The sequence below is a fragment of the Clostridium caldaquaticum genome (assembly GCF_023806125.1).
Lineage (GTDB): Bacteria > Bacillota > Clostridia > Clostridiales > Clostridiaceae > Clostridium_AT > Clostridium_AT caldaquaticum.
The window spans coordinates 38,720-59,092 of record NZ_JAMSKT010000014.1 but is presented as its reverse complement, the minus strand read 5'-3'; the positions used below and the strand labels follow the sequence as shown (position 1 = coordinate 59,092).

General features: G+C 30.0%; 19 protein-coding genes. 1 reads left to right on the top strand and 18 read right to left on the bottom strand.

Annotated elements, in window-relative coordinates; translation table 11 throughout:
* Nucleotides 1–28: 28 nt before the first annotated feature.
* The 5 genes from lonC to M2651_RS10205 are packed head-to-tail and all read right to left on the bottom strand — an operon-like array spanning nt 29 to nt 5,748.
* Nucleotides 29–1,921, bottom strand: coding sequence for a Lon family ATP-dependent protease (lonC, locus tag M2651_RS10225; protein ID WP_252132250.1), 1,893 nt, complete (start codon nt 1,919–1,921; stop codon nt 29–31).
* Nucleotides 1,922–1,966: 45 nt separating this feature from the next.
* The gene (gene rplI, locus M2651_RS10220) at nt 1,967–2,413 is read right to left on the bottom strand and encodes a 50S ribosomal protein L9 (RefSeq protein ID WP_252132249.1); all 447 of its coding nucleotides are present in this window, start codon (nt 2,411–2,413) and stop codon (nt 1,967–1,969) included.
* Nucleotides 2,413–4,404, bottom strand: a complete 1,992-nt coding sequence (locus M2651_RS10215) for a DHH family phosphoesterase (protein WP_252132248.1) — start codon at nt 4,402–4,404, stop codon at nt 2,413–2,415. The genes rplI and M2651_RS10215 overlap by 1 nt, the downstream gene beginning before the upstream one ends.
* 14 nt (nt 4,405–4,418) lie before the next feature.
* Entirely contained in the window at nt 4,419–5,420 is a 1,002-nt protein-coding gene (locus M2651_RS10210; RefSeq protein ID WP_252132247.1) for a YybS family protein, read from the bottom strand.
* A gap of 10 nt (nt 5,421–5,430) precedes the next feature.
* Complete coding sequence (locus M2651_RS10205; RefSeq protein ID WP_252132246.1) at nt 5,431–5,748, bottom strand: MazG-like family protein; 318 nt, start codon at nt 5,746–5,748, stop codon at nt 5,431–5,433.
* A gap of 459 nt (nt 5,749–6,207) precedes the next feature.
* On the opposite strand from M2651_RS10205, the gene M2651_RS10200 reads away from it, so the two are divergent.
* Nucleotides 6,208–7,080, top strand: a complete 873-nt coding sequence (locus tag M2651_RS10200; protein ID WP_252132245.1) for a cation diffusion facilitator family transporter — start codon at nt 6,208–6,210, stop codon at nt 7,078–7,080.
* A 30-nt stretch (nt 7,081–7,110) separates the two neighbouring features.
* Here the strand turns inward: M2651_RS10200 and M2651_RS10195 are convergent, their stop codons facing one another.
* The 13 genes from M2651_RS10195 to M2651_RS10135 form a co-directional block, all read right to left on the bottom strand.
* Nucleotides 7,111–8,181 (bottom strand): DUF5305 family protein, encoded by a 1,071-nt coding sequence (locus M2651_RS10195; protein WP_252132244.1) that lies wholly within the window; start codon nt 8,179–8,181, stop codon nt 7,111–7,113.
* A 78-nt stretch (nt 8,182–8,259) separates the two neighbouring features.
* Complete coding sequence (locus tag M2651_RS10190; protein ID WP_252132243.1) at nt 8,260–8,766, bottom strand: hypothetical protein; 507 nt, start codon at nt 8,764–8,766, stop codon at nt 8,260–8,262.
* Nucleotides 8,767–8,792: 26 nt separating this feature from the next.
* Nucleotides 8,793–9,971, bottom strand: coding sequence for a signal peptidase I (locus M2651_RS10185; protein WP_252132242.1), 1,179 nt, complete (start codon nt 9,969–9,971; stop codon nt 8,793–8,795).
* The gene (locus M2651_RS10180) at nt 9,961–10,539 is read right to left on the bottom strand and encodes a hypothetical protein (protein WP_252132241.1); all 579 of its coding nucleotides are present in this window, start codon (nt 10,537–10,539) and stop codon (nt 9,961–9,963) included. The genes M2651_RS10185 and M2651_RS10180 overlap by 11 nt, the downstream gene beginning before the upstream one ends.
* A 147-nt stretch (nt 10,540–10,686) precedes the next feature.
* Nucleotides 10,687–11,559, bottom strand: coding sequence for an SGNH/GDSL hydrolase family protein (locus M2651_RS10175; RefSeq protein ID WP_252132240.1), 873 nt, complete (start codon nt 11,557–11,559; stop codon nt 10,687–10,689).
* A gap of 127 nt (nt 11,560–11,686) precedes the next feature.
* Nucleotides 11,687–12,454, bottom strand: coding sequence for a tyrosine-protein phosphatase (locus tag M2651_RS10170; protein ID WP_252132239.1), 768 nt, complete (start codon nt 12,452–12,454; stop codon nt 11,687–11,689).
* Between the two features lie 18 nt (nt 12,455–12,472).
* Nucleotides 12,473–13,141 (bottom strand): CpsD/CapB family tyrosine-protein kinase, encoded by a 669-nt coding sequence (locus M2651_RS10165; protein WP_252132238.1) that lies wholly within the window; start codon nt 13,139–13,141, stop codon nt 12,473–12,475.
* 12 nt (nt 13,142–13,153) lie between these two features.
* Nucleotides 13,154–13,831, bottom strand: coding sequence for a YveK family protein (locus M2651_RS10160; protein WP_252132237.1), 678 nt, complete (start codon nt 13,829–13,831; stop codon nt 13,154–13,156).
* Nucleotides 13,832–13,991: 160 nt separating this feature from the next.
* On the bottom strand, nt 13,992–15,497 hold the full coding sequence (locus M2651_RS10155; RefSeq protein ID WP_252132236.1) for a hypothetical protein: 1,506 nt from the start codon (nt 15,495–15,497) through the stop codon (nt 13,992–13,994).
* Between the two features lie 158 nt (nt 15,498–15,655).
* Nucleotides 15,656–16,762, bottom strand: a complete 1,107-nt coding sequence (glf, locus tag M2651_RS10150) for a UDP-galactopyranose mutase (RefSeq protein WP_350338297.1) — start codon at nt 16,760–16,762, stop codon at nt 15,656–15,658.
* Nucleotides 16,763–16,822: 60 nt separating this feature from the next.
* On the bottom strand, nt 16,823–18,265 hold the full coding sequence (locus tag M2651_RS10145; RefSeq protein ID WP_252132235.1) for an oligosaccharide flippase family protein: 1,443 nt from the start codon (nt 18,263–18,265) through the stop codon (nt 16,823–16,825).
* Between the two features lie 25 nt (nt 18,266–18,290).
* Nucleotides 18,291–19,448 (bottom strand): acylneuraminate cytidylyltransferase, encoded by a 1,158-nt coding sequence (locus tag M2651_RS10140; protein ID WP_252132234.1) that lies wholly within the window; start codon nt 19,446–19,448, stop codon nt 18,291–18,293.
* A gap of 13 nt (nt 19,449–19,461) precedes the next feature.
* Nucleotides 19,462–20,331 carry an N-acetylneuraminate synthase family protein gene (locus M2651_RS10135; protein ID WP_252132233.1) on the bottom strand — a complete coding sequence of 290 codons (870 nt, stop codon included), beginning with the start codon at nt 20,329–20,331 and terminating at the stop codon, nt 19,462–19,464.
* Nucleotides 20,332–20,373: the final 42 nt, after the last annotated feature.

Below are 20,373 nucleotides of genomic sequence, written 5' to 3'. Positions count from 1 at the left end.
GTGCCTCCCTTTAACTATAACAAGTTAATTAAAAAACCAATTCCATTAATTCTTCAATAGTTTCTACAGCTTTAACTTCAATATCAGTAAGTCCTTTGGGAACTTCTTTCAAATTATCCTTAGGCACAATTACAAGCCTGATTCCTTTTCTTCTTGCTCCATACACTTTTTCAAAAATCCCGCCAACAGGCTTAATCTTTCCTCTTAAGGATATTTCACCAGTAATTGCAACATCCTGTCTTAAAGGTTTGTTTAAAAGAGCACTTATGATACAAACAGTTATAGCCGCACCAGCAGATGGACCATCAATATTTCCACCGCCTATAACATTTACATGTATATCGTAATCTTTTATATCTTTATCTGTTATCTTTCTAATAACTGAAGCAGCATTAAATACGGAATCCTTCGCCATACTTCCTGCAGTATCATTAAATCTGACCTGACCGCTGCCTTTTTCCTTTGCTTCAAATACTGCCGCTTCTATTTCAATAGTTGAACCTATATATCCGCTTACCCCCAAGCCATATACATGTCCTACTTCCTTCTCATTTTCTTTGCCGACTTCTTCATAAGGAGTTAGTCTGCTTATAGCTGCTACTTCCTTAACATCATTAATAGTCAGCTTTATTTTTTCACCTTTATTTTTGTTATATAAAACATAACTATAGACATCAGCTAAAATATTTACAGCTTTTCTTCCCTCTATGGTGTATCTGCTTATCATCTCAGCTACCCCAGCTTCTAACTCTATATTAAGCTTGTTTGCTGCATTTTCTACAATTCTTTCTATTTCCTTTGAAGATAATGGCTCAAAATAAACTTCAGTACATCTTGAACGAAGAGCTGGATTAATTTCACTCGGCTCTCTTGTTGTAGCACCAATAAGAACAAAATCTGCTGGTGCACCTTTTTCAAAAAGATACTTTATATATTTTGGAGTTCCTTCATCATCTGGATCATAATAAGAAGATGAAAACTCAACTCTCTTGTCTTCCAATACTTTTAATAGTTTGTTTTGAAGAATTTCATCAAGCTCCCCAATTTCATCTATAAATAAAACTCCACCGTGAGCCTCTGTAACAAGTCCTGGTTTTGGCTCTGGTACTCCTACTTCAGCCAAATCCCTCTTGCTTCCCTGGTAAATAGGATCATGAACTGAACCTAAAAGAGGATTTGTTATCTCTCTTGGATCCCATCTTAATGTAGTTCCATCTACCTCAACAAATTTAGCATCTTCCTTAAAAGGAGTATGCTTTAGTTTTTTTGCCTCCTCAAGTGCAAGTCTTGCTGCAGTAGTTTTTCCTACCCCAGGAGGACCATAAAGTATAATATGCTGAGGATAAGGTGAAGCCATCTTTGATAAAAGAGACTTAATAGCTCTTTCTTGTCCTACTATTTCCTCAAAACAATCTGGTCTTAAAAGAGACTGAATACTCTTAGTAAGCTTTTTAGAATCAAGCACTTCAAGCTGAGCATATTTTTTTAGTGTTTTTGCATTTTCAGGTCCTTTTTGCTTTTTAACAATGTTAAGCCTGATTTCCTCAATATATTTATCCTGTCTTTGAATAAGTGCTCTCTCAACTTCTTTTTCTATTTCATTCTGCACATGTCTTCTAGCAACAGCTTCAGCAATCCATTTGTTTGTATCAGCAAGAATTTCATGAATATTGCTTTCACTTGGAATAGTAGATATGCCTTTTCCATCGCTGACTATTTTATTTAATGCATAAATTCTTCTATATATATCACCGCTGTGAATATGCTTTTGAAGCTTAAATTTAGCAATTCTTGCCCTTACAGCACCCTCATCAAGCACTTTATTGATAACCTGAAATAATACATCTATTTGAGATTCTATAGGTATACTTTTTAATTTTTCTTCATTGAAACTAGTATCTATTTCAAAATGTGATTTCATTGGTTTTCCCCCTCTAGTACAACTAGTTTCAGGAGTGAAGTAAGTTTACTTTTGCTCAGCTATAACAACCTTAAGCTTTGTAGACACTTCAGGATAAAGCTTCACTTCAACCTCATAAGTTCCAAGAGTTCTTATAGCATCTACAATTACTTTTTTCTTATCAATATTTACTTTATACTTAGCATTTATTACATCTGCTATATCCTTACTTGTTATAGAGCCGAAAAGCCTTCCATTTTCTCCTGACTTAGCCATTATTTTAACTTCTTTTCCTTTAAGTTCATCAGCCAGCTTTTGAGCTGCTTCTGTTTCAGCTAATTTTTTTCTTCTTTCAGCTTCCTTCTTTTGATTTAAAACATTCAAATTGGCTTCTGTAGCTTCTTGTGCAAGTTTCCTAGGAAATAAAAAGTTTCTTGCATATCCATCAGAAGCATTTACAACCTCACCTTTCTTACCTATTCCTTTAACATCAGCTAATAATATAACTTTCATTATTTTTCACCTTCCCTTAAGTATTTGTCAATAGCATCTTTTAGTTTTTCTGCAGCCTCTTCTAAAGACAAGCCATCTAGTTTAGCACCAGCTATATTCATGTGCCCTCCTCCCCCTAGGGATTCCAGAATTAACTGTACATTGACATCACTTAGGGACCTACCGCTTATAAATATTTCATCATCTATTTTAACAAAAACAAATGATGCTTGAATACCTGTAATATTTAGCAGTTCGTCCGCTGCTTGTGCAGCCAATACAGTATCTTCTATTTCAGGCGGGCAGGTGGCTATAGCTATGCCATTTACTACCTCTGCTGACTTAATTATTTCAGCTTTTTTGAGATAAGTATCCAGATTTTCCGTAAACATCTTCTTTATATCAATGGTGTCTGCACCAAGTTTTCTTAAAAATCCTGCAGCTTCAAAGGTTCTTACTCCTGTTTTAAAGTAAAAATTCTTTGTATCTACACAGATACCTGCAAGAAGAGCTTCAGCTTCAACAGGCTTTATTTTAGGATTCTCAACCATATAAGGAAGCATTTCTGTAACAAGCTCTGAAGTTGATGAAGCATATGTCTCTATATAAGTAAGCAGTGCCCCCTCAACTACATCAGCAAGCCTTCTATGGTGATCGATAATTACTACTTTTTTAAATTCCTTTGCAAGCTCAGCATCAAGAATATATCCTTTATTATGGACGTCTACTATAATAAGTAAACTATCTTCGCTTAAGTTTTGTCTGCAATCTTCACTACTTACAAAGGTATCAGCATAATCCGCATCATCTTTGAATTTTTCAAGCATACCTTTTACTGCTGAAATTTTACCTTCCAAAATTATATAACAAGGCTTATTTAAAAGTTTCACAGCACTGTTTATTCCTATGGCAGCACCTAAACAATCTGTATCTGGGTTTTTATGTCCCATTACAAATACATTTCTGCTTCCATTTATTAAATCTACTAAAGCATGCGCAATAACTCTTGCTCTAACCTTAGTTCTCTTTTCAACTTCTTTAGTTTTTCCCCCATAAAAAGAGAACTTTTCTCCAGATTTTACAACTACCTGATCGCCCCCTCGACCTAGAGCCAGTTCTTTAGCAGTTACAGCAAAATCATTATTTTCAAATGCTGTACTCCCTTCCCTTCCTACCCCTATACTTAAAGTAACAGCTAAAGTGTTGCCTTGATTTATCTCTCTTACAGTATCAAGTATATCAAATTTCTTTTCCATCTCACTTTGAATGAACTTGTCCTGAGTTACTAATATATACTTGCTGCTTGAATACTTTTTAAAAATAGCATTAAGACTCTGACCATAATTGTTTAAAGTCCTCTCAATATCAGCAATCAAATGGGGCCTCTTATCTTCTTCTGTAGATTTTACAACATCATCTAAATTATCCACCTCTATAAGCATTACTGAGGTTTTGTTATCATCTATCTCTTTTTGTATATTTACCTGCTCTGTTACGTCATAAAAGTATAAAAGCACTATTCTGTCTTTTTTACTCTTATTTTCAGAAGTATTTACTATGCTTGTAAATATATCATAATATTTATTCTTTATGTTTATATGTTTATAACCATTTTTCTTTTCATTTAAAACCTGCTTAATATTAAAGTCGCTTATTAATGTAGTTATATTAAATCCAAGAACACTTTCACCTTCAAGCATAGCAGAAGCATTTTGATTATACCATACAATGTTTCCATTGTCTCCTACTATAATGAGAGGAAAAGGCAGCTTAATAAGAGTGCTTCTGGTTGCAATATCTAATTGTGATGAAAAATCCTCAATAAACTTTTTCCATTCATCCTTTTTTACTCTTGACCTATCTATATTATAAACTAAAAGGACAGCATATACAGCTAGGGCAATAAAACCTATGATAAAATGACCGTATAAAAACATAACAACAATGGCTAAAGCTATTATTATCATATAAAGAGCGTTGCTGGTACTGAAATTTTTATATTTATTATCCATTATAAAGCCTCCAGCTATCTTATTGGAATTCTGTGCGGATTTATTTTTCTAAAATCAAACAACATATCAGCTAATCCTATGAATATGTATATATTCATAAATAATGGATTGAATATTGTAAATAATATTATCAAAACCATTACACCTTTTCTTAAGTTAAATCTATTTTTAAGAAAATATGTAACTACAGAAAGTCCTATCAACATAAATGCATAACTCATTAAATACTGCCCGGAAACCAAAACAGGCTTTCCTATAGCTGGATTTTTTCTTTGAATAAGCATTCCAACAATAGTGGGAAGAATAAAAAGCATTCCTGTTACATTAGGCATATAAATTTCAGTAAAAGGAACTATTCTCTTAACATTATAACCTAATCTTTTAAGTATAGCTTTTGCTACAATATAATTCATTAGAGCTGAAAAAAAAGCCTGCATAATCATTATTGCCCCAAAAGCATTAACGATAAAATCTGCATTTAAACTACCAAAAACTGTATCTATTTGTGCCAGCTGCTCTTTGCTCATACCTGCACTTGCATAAAAGCTTTTAGCCATTTCAACAGACTCTTTAATAGTTTCATTAAGGTCATTTATAGTTTTAGTAAAAAACTGAACAATAGTTGTCTTTTGTATAAGCATTATAGACAAAATAATTGTTACTATAGATACTGCTAAAGATACAGCTGTTAGTAAAGCTATTATTGTATTAGAGCTCTTATCCTTTTTAATACAATATCCCATTGTAATCCCTACTGCTGCAAAAGAAATTGCAGAAAGCAGAGCACTTATAGGATTAAATATAACTGCTGTAATTATAAAACTTGCTGCTACAGCCGTAAGTGTAACCTTTATACTATGCCTTATATATAAAAGTGCTACAGGTATCGGCAGCAGAAGGGTACCCATGAAAGATATAACAGGAACATATCCTGTTATAAGCATCAGTACTATAATTATACCTGATATAAGTCCAGCTTCAACCGTTGATTTTGTATTATATTTCCTGTTTTCCATAAATCCTCCACTAGTTTCTTTCTTTTATGTGAGTATAAAGTCTGCTTAAATCTCTGCCCTGTTTTTCTATACTATCTTCCTCAACTATACCTAATTTTAACTTTTTCTTCATGCTTTCATCTACTGCATTAAAAGAATAACCTAATCTTTCTGCAAGTATATATAATACTATTATTGCCCCAGAAATACAATCTAATATAGCATCATGAGCTACATTGCTTCCCTTTGTAAGCAGTTTAAAAAAATCTCCTATTATGCAAAGAAGTTCTGCTTTCAGCTGTTCAATTATCTTTATATTTGACATTATATTAAACTCATCTCTTTTCATCTGCACACACTCCCGAAATTTATTTATCCCCTATATATCTATATGTATTGACAAGAATAAGTTTACAACACTCTATACATCTATTTTAGTTATTTTTAGCAATTTATGCAATAACCCTTTGTCTACAGCATCAGGTTTATATATATTTATGATATTAATTCCTTAATGAAATCTATAATTATGCGTAATGCATTTTCAATTGATAATAAATATCTCTTTGATAATTTTAAAAATATATTTACTTTACGTGATTTTAGTGTTACAATCAATTCATGTTTTTTATCAATTGATAATTTTTATGCAAAATTATTGAATATTTATACAAAATCGTTTATTTAACATATTCTTTATATTGTATATGGATATTATTATCAATTGATAATAGGTTTCTGTAACACTTGTTTGAACTTCAGCATATATTTTTATTATCATTTGAAAAATAAAGGAGACACAAATATAATGAATGACAAAATTTTTACAAAAATCAGGCAAATTTTATGGCTAATACTTTTTGCAAATTTATCTGTAGCACTTTTAAAAATTACAATTGGTACTATAATTAAAAGTACCAGTATGACAGCTGACGGTTTTCACTCTTTGACAGACGGCTCATCAAATATAGTAGGACTAATAGGAATAAGACTTGCAGCAAAGCCTGTAGACAAAGAGCATCCTTATGGACATAAAAAGTTTGAAACCTTGGCAGGACTTTTTATTGCTATAATGTTATTTTTTATTGGAGGCAAAATTATAATAAACGCCTTTTACCGCTTTTTATCACCTGTAACTCCTCATATTACTTCTGAAAGCCTTGTTACACTGCTTATTACTTTAGGTATAAATATTTTTGTTTCAAATTATGAATATAAAAAAGGAAGAGAACTAAACAGCTATATTTTAATTTCAGATTCACTTCACACAAAAAGCGATATATTTGTATCTATAGGTGTGCTTTTTACTTTAGCCTGTATTAAACTCGGCTTCCCTGTTATAATAGATCCTATAGCTTCTTTAGTTGTTTCAGCTTTTGTCCTTCATGCCGCCTGGGAAATTTTTAAAGGAGCCAGCAGTATTTTAGTTGATAAGGCTATGATTGATACTGAAAAAATAAAAGAAATAGCATTAGAATTTCAGGAAGTAAAAAATGTACACAAAATCAGAAGCCGCGGAAGCGAAAATGATATTTATATTGATATGCACGTTATGATAGAACCTAAAATGAATATTGAAGAATCTCATTCTTTAATACATCAAATGGAAAAGAAAATGAAAGAAAAAATTAATAAAAATATTCAGCTCATTATTCATATAGAACCTTTTTATAAAAACTAACTAATAGAAGTGCCACTTTAATGGCACTTTCTATTTAAATATAAATATATTACTTTTAGCGGTTTCTAAATTAAAATCCAATTTATATTCATACAGCTGCTTATTTTCTATTACATAAAACCTGTCTATACTGTTTTTACAAGAGCTGTAATTATAAAAAACAGGTCTGTTTAATTCATCCGCTAATTTAATCAAATCTTCCATTGACCTTACAGAATATTTGTTTTTGAAACTTTGAATTTCTTCTGTACTTAAAGCCACCAGTCTAGTTCCGTATTCCTTTAAAATTCTCTTAATCTTTTTCTCCTGTATATTATTTTTTAATACTGTTTCAGTAAAAAATAATATATAAATAAAAACTGAAAATAAAATTACTACTAAAACAATTAAAACTGCAGTTATTTTTATATTATGTTCAATAGGAACTTTATTTACTATATCTATTTTTTCCGCCTTTTCATCTGTATTAAGCTTTGTAATTTGAAAATAGGGAGTATTAAGCGGGATTACAATAGAAGGGGAAAAAATTTTTTCTACAGGTTCGCCTCTTCCATTAATTTTCAAATTTACCACCATTGATACAGTAAGCTTAACAGGTAACGTAATCCTTAATTCATTAATGATTTTTGCTGCAAAGCTATTATATTCATCAAAATTAATAGGTACTTCCTTTGATATCGATATCCCTTTATCGTTAAATTCTATTGCTTGTGTTGAAATGAGCTCAAACTCTTTTCTCCATATAATTTTTTCATCTTTTTCATTAGAGTATCCTTCTACTGCTGCTATAACCCTATAATCTCCTTTTATATCCCTATTCTCTGCCCCCTGCAGATTATAACTAAATAATGTATTTATATTATCAACGTATGAACTTATATACACATTATCTTCACCTAAAGACTTACTATTATACAAACTGTTATCTTTTAAACTTACAGAATAATTAACACTGCTTTTACTGTTATATGTATTAACAACTTTTTCTAAATAATCTGGAGCCCTATTTTCTTTATAAAGCAAAAATGAGCATAATATTAATAAACCTGAACTTGCAGTTATTAAAATAACTTTTACATTTTTGTTTAATTTAATTTTCACTTATTACACTCCTAATAAATCTCTCATTTCAAAATACCCTCAAGTAAAAAAATTTACCAGTTGAAAACAAATCGTAACTTATTTATTAAACTGCTTAAAGGTTGCTGAGTAGTTAAATGCTGCTTGAACATTTTCTGGTGCATTATCATTAACAATAACGGTAAATACGATATTACCTGTACCGTTTACTGCAGCTAAATTATCAGGATAGGTTACACTGACATCGTAGCTGCTATTAGAACTAGGCAAAGCTACATTTTCTATTTTTACAGGTATAGTTGACGTATTTTTAACAGGTATAGTTACAACTGCTTTAGCACCAGGATATAGATTAGTTATATTTACTGTACCTGAAACTCCATCAGCTGTTGCTGAAGCAATTCTTGTAATTCCCTGATTTATAGCTTCAGGAGTATTATTACTGTCTGCATAAACAGCAACCGTTCCATTTTCTAGAGCAACATTAAAAGTGCCAGTTTCTGAAACAGCTTCGATTGATATATCCTGATTCCATGCTGCATATCCAACACCCATTAACATAATAAAAACAGTAAGCAGAATTGTTATAATTTTAATATTTTTCATACTATAATTGTCTCCTCTCATTTTTATTAAAACTGTATTTTTTCAAGGGGTATGTCATCTTTATTTTTTATTAAAAGAGTAAGCCAGCCTATTTTAGGGATTACCTTTATAACTTTTCCCCTTATATGCTCTGATGCCACCAGTTCTAAATCTTCTGATGAATTGTTATCCCCTTTAGTTTTAAAATAAATTTTATTATCTTTCTCAACAAATCCTGTAATTCTATGAGAAACCAATATATTATCATTTTTAAATTGAACTATATCACCAGCCTTTAAGTTTTCTGAAGCAACTTTTTTATTTATAGTTATATCTCCTGGAGCTATTACAGGTTTCATACTGCCTGTAGCTATTACAGATGGATATATAGAAAATACACCTGAGGCAAACCACACAGCAGCTATACATAAAATACTTATCATGCCTCCTTTTAATATATCTATCCTGCTGTACTCTCTAGTTTTAAGCATTTTAATTTCTTTATAATACATATTTTGAAGAGTTATTAAGCTGAACATAGGGCATAATATTCCTGCTAACGCTGTTGTAATCCACTTAAGATTTGGAAGTACAGGTGATACCCAGTGAAAGACTTGTATAGTACCCATATATATGATTGATGGTAAAGCTCCCCCTAAATATGCTATATAAGATGACATTAAGCTTTGAAAAAAAGAAGGCAAAAAATATTGAGCAGTAAATTGAATTATACTTTTATACCCTGTAAGACTAATAAACTTGCTAAAAGGTATGTTTATTAAAGCCATTAAAATTGATACAGGAAGTAATGTTTTATAGATTGTATTTTTTGCAAGACTGTTTATTATAAAACTTCTCAAGGCTTCTTTAGCTATTACCATGGAAATTAACATAAGCAAATTAATAGATATACCTGTTAATGAATGACTATAGGGACTTTTGCCAAAACCATCTATCAGTCCAAATAAAACTGATACAATTATGAATATAACTGCAAAATTAAAAGCCAGAAAATTAAGCTTAACTCTAAAGCTTAGTTTTCCATGCACCCTTGCTCTAGGAAAAAAATATACTGCTAAAGCTAAAGCACCCCATAAAATCATCTTTATAACATAATTAAGTTCAAAACTTATTAATGATAAACCTGAAAAAGTGCTTTCAAAAAAATATATAAAAAGTAAAAATAAACTAAGCAGACTGCATTTAGCTTTAATATTACTCAACAACTTCAACAATTCCTTTCACAACAACATTTTTCTGCCATTTTCCGTCTTTACTGTTTATATATTGTTTATGAGGCAGCACTATATTAAAATTATATTTACCAAGGCTTGCAGAATTATATACTCTTATTGTCATCGTTCCCCACCCATTTGCTCCAGGTTTGAACATGTAATAACCTGGACTAAATACTATACCAACTCCGCCAGAATTAGGCGTAACTGATATTTGATATAGTTTTGGTATAATTGGAACTGTACCCCCATTTCTTGTAGTGTACTTAACCTTAATTTCTCCGCCTTTTTTCATTACTAAATTTACATTCATCACATTATTGTTTGAAGAATTACTTACATTGCTGTCTTTTTCATAACTTATACTTACATTACTTCCATAAGTTAAATCGTCGGCAGTACTTAAAAAATACACATCCATATTACCTGTATTAATAGATGCAGAAACATTGATATCTTCCTTCCAATAAGCATAGCATATACCTATGAAGCTTAATATTACAATTAAACTTATTAAAACTATTCCTTTTGAAAACCCATTCTTTCTTTTTCTTCTCAAAAAGTTATCACTCCTATGACCCATTATCTTCATTCTAGCCATTTTATAAATTTATAAACAGTTTTTAACAGCTAAATTATATAAAGTTTTAAAAAACTAAAAGGATGTTTTGTCTGGAACATAAGCCAGATAAAACATCCCTTTAATTTATTTTATAGTCTTAAAATAATCAGAAATCTGCTTGATTATCCTTTGTGAACCAGCTTCATTCAAATGCAGATTATCAATAGTATAATTTTTAATATTATTTTCATTTATTCCGCTGTTGTTAAATAAATCTAATACTAATATGTTATAAGATTTACAAACATCTTTAATAGCCTGTACATAATCTTCTAATTTCACACCAGCACTATTAGCACCAGGGTAAACAGGATAATTTTTATAAGCTCCTCTTTTCAGCGGAGTAAAAAATACAATAGTTACATCTTCTTTTGAATCTAAAATTTTCTTTATAGTTTTATGTACACTGCCATAAAAAGTATTAGAATTTTCATTATCCCCTATAGTTCCCAGCGGAGTATTAAGAGAATAATCGCTTGTTCCTGCGAAAACAGTAACAATATCAATATCTTTTAATTTATCCGAATTTATGTTATTTGCTGCATCACCCATAAGCCTCCCAGCATCAGCATCAGTAGTAACGTTTGCCATGCTGCAGGACAGCTTTACTCTGGACTGGTAACTGTTTTTAGCAGTAATATTATCTCCAAGAGCCAGCCATTTTTTATCCTTCCATCTAGTAATATTTAACTGACCTATACTGCCTGCTCCTTTATATGTATAAGTTTTTTCTGCAGAAGAAGGTAATGAAACTCCTTCAGCAGCCTCTTTTTTCTGTTCATAAGTATTATCTGTAGCAGATTTTCTATCAGCTTCCATATTAGCTAACTCTGCCTGAAGCTTAGCAGAATTCTGCCTTACCTTTATTTGTCCAAATACAACCACTAAAATTAACGAAATTAGCAATACTGAAGTTACAAAAAACTTAAAAATCCTGCTTTTAAATAATATTTCCATGCTATCCCTCCTAAATACCTATGGAAAAACATACATCACCTGCTAAATAATATCACTTTTTATTATTATATAAAAAATACCCCGCAAGTTATGACTATTCTTAACTTTTAAGGGTAATAACAATTATTTATTTAAATAGCCCGAAAAATCCCTTTCGTTTATTTTTGTATTTTACAGGCAGAGTTTCAACGCTTAAACCTTCAATTATATTTTTCTCGTTATCTATAAGCCAGTTATAAAGCTCACTATTCTTATCTCTTATTACTTCATAAGCTTCCTTAATCTTTGCATTTCTTCTTCTATTATCATGGGCATCGCTGCCAACCATATGAATTAAATTCATATCTATAAGCTTTTCCGCAGCTTTTTTTATATCTTTGCCATATATACCTCTTAAGCTTCCTGCATTAACCTGAACTAATGCTCCCTGCTCTACTAAATTACTAATAAGAGAAATGTCTTTTCCTATTCTAAAATTTCTCTCAGGATGAGCTATAACAGGCACAGCTCCCTGCAGCCTAAGCTCGTACAAAACATCCTCAGTATAAACAGGAAACTGCTGCATAGGAAACTCAATAAGAAGGTATTGCGTGTTATTTATACCCCAGATTTTTCTCTCCCTATAAAGCCTTGAAAGCTCTGGATGCATATAAAGCTCTAATGCAGGCAGTATATTTATATCAATATTCTGCCTAAAGCAAAACTTTGACAAATCACTTAGTCTTTTATCATACAAATCTCTATCCTGCTCTATCTCACCTGGTATATAATGAGAGGTAGCACATATATATTTTGTACCTTCACTTACTGCTAGGCTCAGCATTTCTAAAGACATATCAAAATCTTTAGAGCCATCATCTATACTTGGAATAATATGACTATGAAAGTCTATCATATATCTTCACTTCCAAATTTATTTATAATCATAACTATAATAATAGTAGCTTTTAGACTTAGCTGGTATCTTATTAATTACAACACCAAGAATTTTCCCGCCTACTTTATCTATAAGCTCCTTAGCTCTTACTATAGCATGCTTTTCAGCTTGTCCATATCCTGCTACAAAAACAACGCCGCTGCAGAAAGTAGACAGAAGCTGTGCATCTGTTACAGCTAGAACCGGTGGAGCATCTAAAAGTATTACATTAAATACTTCACCTAATTCCTTTATTAAAGCTTTAAATCTTTTACTTCCTAAAAGTTCCGCAGGATTTGGTGGTATTGGTCCGCTTGTTAAAACATAAAAATTAGGAATACTAGAAGCTTTAATAACCTCCTCTGCACTTTTTTCCTTAGATAAAAGGCTTGTAAGTCCATCTTGATTAGATATACCAAGCTTTTTATGAATGGTAGGCTTTCTAAGGTCGCAATCTATAAGTAAAACTTTTTTTCCTGTTTGAGCCATAGTAATTGCAAGATTTGATACAACAGTGCTTTTTCCTTCACCTGGCTGAGTAGAAGTTACTACTATAGTTTTTAACTCCTCGTCAAGAGAAGAAAACTGTATATTAGTTCTAAGTGTTCTAAACGCCTCTGCCGCTGCAGATTTTGGATTTTTAATTGAAATCATCTCATTATGCATACCTTCACCTCATTATTTATTAGCATCTGTAATAAAAGGTATTGTTCCTATAACTGGTATATCCAATAGTTTTTCTATATCATCTGGATTTTTCACAGTATTATCTAGATATTCAAGTAAAAACACTACTCCAACAGAAACCATTAACCCTAAGAAAAATGCTATAGCCATATTCAGTAGCGGCTTTGGACTATCTGGATTTAAAGGAAGCTGTGCAGGATCAAGTATTTGAACATTGTCCACTTTTTTTACATCTGAACTTACAGCCTTAAGGGATTTTGCCAGCTGATTAGCTAAATCCATAGCTTGTTTAGCGTCTTTTGATTTTACTGTAATAGTTAAAAATTCCGTATCTCCCTTTGGTGCTACAGATATCATTCCCTGAAGAGTACTTACTTTCATATCTATACCTAAAGCATTGATTGTATGTTCTGCAACTGTCCTGGATTTAGCAAGCTCGCTGTAAGTTTTAACAAGCTTTTGATACATCATAACATCATTATAGCTCATAGATGTTGTTTGTGAAGCAGTATTATCCTGTTTTCCTATTATTACAGAAATATCAGATTTATATGTGGGCTGAATTACAAAATAACTTACTATACCACTAACAAGTGTGGCTGCTAAAGTAACAATAACTATTAAGCTCCATCTTTTCTTTAAAATACTTAAATATTCTTGTAATTCCATAGTCTTCCTCCTTATGAGTTAAAAACTCTATATAAATATATACAGTCATTTTCTATTATAAATTAAAAAAAGGCAAAGTTAAAGACTTTTTGCTAACTTCACCTTGGAATTATTTGCGGTATAAGTAGATTACTGGAATAAAATTGCTTGCTATTACTACTTATACTGCTGGATTTACTTTTATCTTTTTAAATAAACAGCAATTCATAGGAGACAAATCCCTGATGTATATCTTTCCATCAGATATAAGATAGTTATTATTTGAGTAAATTTCAGTAGCAACTCCATCTTTTTCTCTGTATCCTGAGCAAGCTTTTAAATCGCAGTAAAATTTTATAATATCTTTTTGTAAGTTAAATACTGCAAGATACATATATTTTTTCCCTGTTAAAAGCGTTGCAAAAACCTTTTCATTTTTTATGTACGGAATAATAGGATGACTTATATCTAAATCTTCAGCCATGTTTATAAGCTCTTTATTTGATAGTAGCTCTAAATTTGAACCTCCTGAAACAATATACATAAGTTCATCAATCTTCTTGTTATTCATAGAAACATTCTGATTGGAATAGGATACAATTCTTTGCATTACAAGCTTAATAAAAAAGTCATAATTTATAGCATAATTATCTTTTCTTTTACTTATTAAACTCATAAAACTCTTTTTTTCATTAAGTGCAAGTTTGTTATTTTCTAAAATAATATTATCTAAAAATAAACCTAAAGGATAATCTTCTGAGAAAAACTTTACTCCTTTAAAATGATTTTTAAGCAAAATAAACAGCTTGTTTAACTCAAAATAAACATTAAAAAGCTTATTATCTTCAATGATTTTTATTAACTGGCATATACCATTTAAATCTAAAGCATTTGCCCGAGTTAAAACTGCATTTGCATTTATAAACACTTGTTTTTTTCCTTCTTCATTGGATATATCCACCGCATAAAGCTTCTTTTTTCCATTTTTAATACATACTGGTTTATTATTTATTTTAAGTGTATTTTTATTTGCTCTGTAAGTGAATAAAATACTATATACATCGGATTTTTTTAATACTAACTTTTTATTATAATCTTCCTCAGTATCAAACTTACAAACCATTCTATCAATAAAATTATTTAAAAGTGAAAATATATTTACTCCGTCTTTTATATAAATAGCATCTAAATTAAACTCCTCTTCTGGCTGCAATTCCTGATTTACAAAATTATAAACCGCATTTATTTTAAGCTCGTTTCTTTTTACAACATTTTCAATAAAGTTTCCCGAAAATTGACAGCCTAAAAATCCAAAAATTTTACTCACATAATTTTCCTCATCAACAAAAATCTCAAACAAATGAGATTTTATTTTTTCGTTATTAACTTTTTGTATAGGCATACAAGTTATTTTTTCACTGAAATTCTTTGGATTAATAATAAAAAACGCTTCTTTATTGTATTCTGTTGAAAATAAATTTAACCTGAGGTTGTTTAAAACAACAGGCATACTACTGATATTTTTTATAGAAACATTTAACATATTATCATATAAATCAAATTTTATAATTAACTCATTATCAATAATAGAACTTGCATGCTTTTCCTTCAGATCAACTATAGCTTTAATTAATTTATTATTGGCTGTCAATTCATATTTAATATTAGCAATATCTATAGCGCTCAATTCTGCTTACACCTCTACTCTCTATTTTACGTATAATTAAATTATACATAAATTGGAAGTAAATTAATACCATTTTTTGTAAACAAAATCAGCTATATATCATCAAATTTATCCAATTTTTATTAAAATATTTTCAATTGTCAAGGTTTAATTGGCATTCAATTTCCAAACTCTTTTTTTACAGCCTCTAACGCATTATAAATAACATGATGCATATCATAATATTTATAATCTGCAAGTCTTCCACCGAAAATCACTTTTTCTTCTTTTTCACCAAGTTCTCTATATTTATTAAACAGCTCATTGTTTCTATCATTATTTATAGGATAATAAGGCTCATCACCAATCTTCCATTCTGCAGGATATTCCCTTGTTATAACTGTTTTTTCCTGCTCACCAAACTCAAAATGCTTGTGTTCTATAATTCTTGTAAAAGGTATTTCTCTTTCTGTATAATTTACCACTGCATTTCCTTGATAATTATCAGTATCTAATATCTCATGTTCAAACCTTAAACTTCTATATTCCAAATGACCAAATCTGTAATTATAAAACTCATCTATCATTCCTGTAAATACAATTTTATCTGCTAAAGTCTCTAATTCCTCTCTATTTTCAAAAAAATCAGTATTTAGCTTAATATCTGCTGCCTGAAGCATTTTTTCAATTATTATATTGTACCCACCTTCAGGTATCCCTTGATATTTATCATTAAAATAATTATTGTCATAAGTAAACCTTACTGGTAATCTTTTAATTATAAACGCTGGTAGTTCAGTTGCATTTCTGCCCCATTGCTTCTCTGTATACCCTTTAATTAACTTCTCATAAATATCAGTTCCAACTAAAGATATTGCTTGTTCTTCTAAGTTATTTGGCTTAGTTATTCCTGCCTCTTTTCTTTGCTGCTCAATTTTATCTTTTGCTTCTTCAGGAGTAATAACCCCCCAAAGCTTATTAAAAGTATTCATATTAAATGGCAAATTATATATCTCACCTTTATAGTTTGCTACTGGTGAATTTGTATATCTATTAAACTCTGTAAAACTATTTACATACTCCCATACTTTTTTATTGCTTGTATGAAATATATGAGCCCCATATTTATGTACATTAATTCCTTCTATATTTTCACAATATATATTACCGCCAATATGATTTCTTTTATCAATTACTAAACATTTTTTCCCTGCCTTTGCTGCTTCATAGGCAAAAACTGAACCGAAAAGTCCTGCTCCAACTATTAAATAATCATATTTTATCACATCAACCACCTACCAGTATATTCTTTTATTGTATCCAAATAATTTGAATACAATAAATTCTTATTTAATTTTCTTTTTTAACATTTTATGTATTGAACAAATCAATAACTCATTAGTTTCTGACTTTAACAATATTAGTATTAATATATATACAATAGTTCCTAAAGATATCTGAATTATTGTTGTTAATATACTACTATAACTAAATAATCCTATTGATCTTATTATTGCTAACATAGCTATACCTGATATAAAACATTTCCAAATATCTTTAAACAATTCTTTTATATTCAAAATTTTTCTCACAAATATTAGTTGAGAAACAGCAACTACTAATTCTGCAATAGCTGTACCTATCGCAGCACCAATAGCATTATAACGAGGAATTAAAAGTAAATTAATTAAAAAATTTATACCTGCTCCTATAAATAAAGATATTGTATATTCCTTCTCCTTTTGCATTGGTATCATCATTTGAGCACCAATAACATTACTCCATGAAATACCTATTATTGTAACACTTAATATACACATTAAAGGAACTGATAATTCATATCCTTTACCAAAATACCAAGGCACAAATTCAAACGAAACACCAGTTATTCCAAAATATAGTAATAATGATATATATGTTTGAAATTTAAAAGTTTTATTTAAATAATCTTTTATTTTATTATGATCATTATTTGCAAATAAAAAAGATATTCTTGGCATTACTACTGTACCTAATGAAGTTATTAAAGGTAACGGCATTTTAGTAATGTTAGTTGTTAACTCATATATGCCCACAATAGCCTTAGTACTCATAATACCTAACATTACTTTGTCTAATAATGTATACACCTGCACAGCAATTCTAGGAATAAATAATTTAAAACTAGGAATAAAATGACATAAAACCTTCTTAGGTACAATACTCTGCAGGATAATAACCTTAGGAACATACATCCAAAGTGTTAAGTTGCCCAATAAACTTGAACTTGCAATAATAACACTGTATCTCCATATATGAGTTGAGTCTTTTACAAAGATAAAAATTAACACTGCTCCAGTGATTCTTATTATCATATTTCTTGAAATAGTTTTTTTAAATTCTTCCATACCATAGAAAAACCAAGTAATATCTACAGCTGCTGCAAAAAGATTAATTGATTGTATTATATAATATTTTCTTAAATTATAATCAAATAAAGCAAAAACAGCTATAAAGTAAGCTATAGTAGTTAAAAATACTAATGAAAAATTTAAATAAAATATTTCCCAAAAAACTTTACTTCTTTTTTTTAAATCATCTCTAACATATGCAATAGCTCTATTTCCATATGTTAATGTCCCCATTAAACCAAACATAACAAAATATTGAACAATACTAAAAGTGAAAGAATGTATTCCTGTATATTCCTTACCTAAAACTCTGGCGATATATGGTATTGTTATTATAGGTATAATAGTAAGCAAAACTCCACTGAGAACACTATAAATATAATTTTTTACAACACTCATTTTTCACCTTCTTAAATTTTTAAAACTAATTTTTATGCATTAAAATCAATTCAGCTACTTCTCTAACAGCGCCTTGACCACCATTTGCTTTTGTTATATACTTAGCAGTTTCTTTAACTAATTGCATTGCATCATTTACACAACAACCAAATCCTACTGCTTCAATAACTTCTATATCATTAATATCATCACCAATATAAGCTATCTCATTTAAAGAAATATTATATTTTTTACATATGTTATTAATGACTTCTAACTTATTAGAAATACCCATATGTAATTCATCTATCTTCATTTTTACTGCTCTATTTTCAACTAACTTACGATTTTCACCAGTTATAATACCTGTTTTAATACCTTTTTCTCTAAGTAATTGAAAACCCATGCCGTCTTTAGTATTAAATTTTTTCAACTCATCTCCGTTTTCACTATAATACATACCTCCATCAGTTAAAACACCATCACTATCTGTAATCAACATTTTAATATTATTTAAATCAAATTTATGTAAATTTTCTCCTTTCTTAACTTTTAATAATTCTTCAATAATAATCCAATCGCTTGGTTCATCAATTTCAAAATATGTATCTTCATTCATTTCAACAAGGCCAATATTTCCAGATATTCTACACTTACTATTTAATAATCGTTCTCTGGATGTTATATAAAAAGCTCCATTTTCAACTAAAAAACCTTCAAATTCTTGTCTTCTTGGTCTATTAAGATAATCATAATTCATAGGCCTAGCTATTCTATTAATTTCTGACCAGATAAATCTCTTTTGTCTTACAACTGATAAAACAGAATCTATATTATTTTCTTTAAATTTTTTCAAGCCTCTAGATAAATCTTCTGAAGTTAAAAGCGGAGAGGTAGCTTGAATTAAAACAATATTATCAAAACTATATCTATATGAAAACTCTAACATAACAGATTCAGTAGATGCAGTATCAGTTGAAGTTTCCTCTGATCTGCCAACAATTTTAATTTTAGGCGAATTATAATTATTAACAACTTGTTTAATCTTTTCACTGTCAGTAGCAACAATTACTTCATCAATATCCTCACAGCCTATCGCTGCATCTAAAGTCCAATATATTAGTGGTCTTCCGTTAATTATTTTTACATTTTTAAGAGGGATGGACTTACTTCCACCCCTTACAGGTATAAATGCTACGTTCATATATAGCACCTCTCTATCTTTCTCTATACTTTAATTTTTCTCTTTGAATTTTTTCGATATCTAATAACTCTTCTTTTTTGTATGCTAAAGCCTTATATGTTGCTTCTAAATCTCGCTTTAATCTTCTTACTCCATCTGGCTCTAAAGAAGCAGCATGATCAGTTCCTTTCCATGTTCTATCGAGTGTGTAGTGCCTTTCTATAGTTGTAGCACCTAAAGTATAAGCTGCTATGTCAACTGCTATACCTAAATGATGTCCTGAAAAACCTATTTCTTTTACTCTATGACCATAGCTTTCTTTTAATCTTTTAATTTCAAGTAAACATAAATCTTCAAATGGTACTGGGTATCCAGATGTACAGCTATATAGTACTAAATCTTTATTTCTTCCTTTTTCTTCAAATAATCTTATAAGCTTGTCTTCTTCTTCATGTGTCGTCATACCTAAAGATATATGTATTTCACCTTCATAATTAATACATAACCAATCTAACATTTCATAATGATTATTACATGCAGATGGTATTTTTATTAATTCTGGTTTAAGTGACGTTATTTCCTTTGCTGATGTTAAATCCCATACTGATGTACTATAAACTACTCCAAACTCTTCGCACCATTCTTTTAATTGCCTATGCTGCTCTAAAGTAAATTCTAAATATTCCCTATGTTCTCCATATGTTTTTCCATATGAATTTACTGGATTTGGGTGTGGAGCATTGTATTGTTCTGGGGTTAGTAATTCTTTATTATTTCTTTTTTGAAATTTGACTATATCTGCCTTACAGAATATTGCAGCTATTTTAATTAGCTCCTTTGCTATTTCCATTTCTCCCTTGTGGTTACAGCCTACTTCTGCGATTAATCTTGGTTTGTTATACATAATACAAAATTGCCTCCTTAGTTTTTTAAATTTTAATATTTA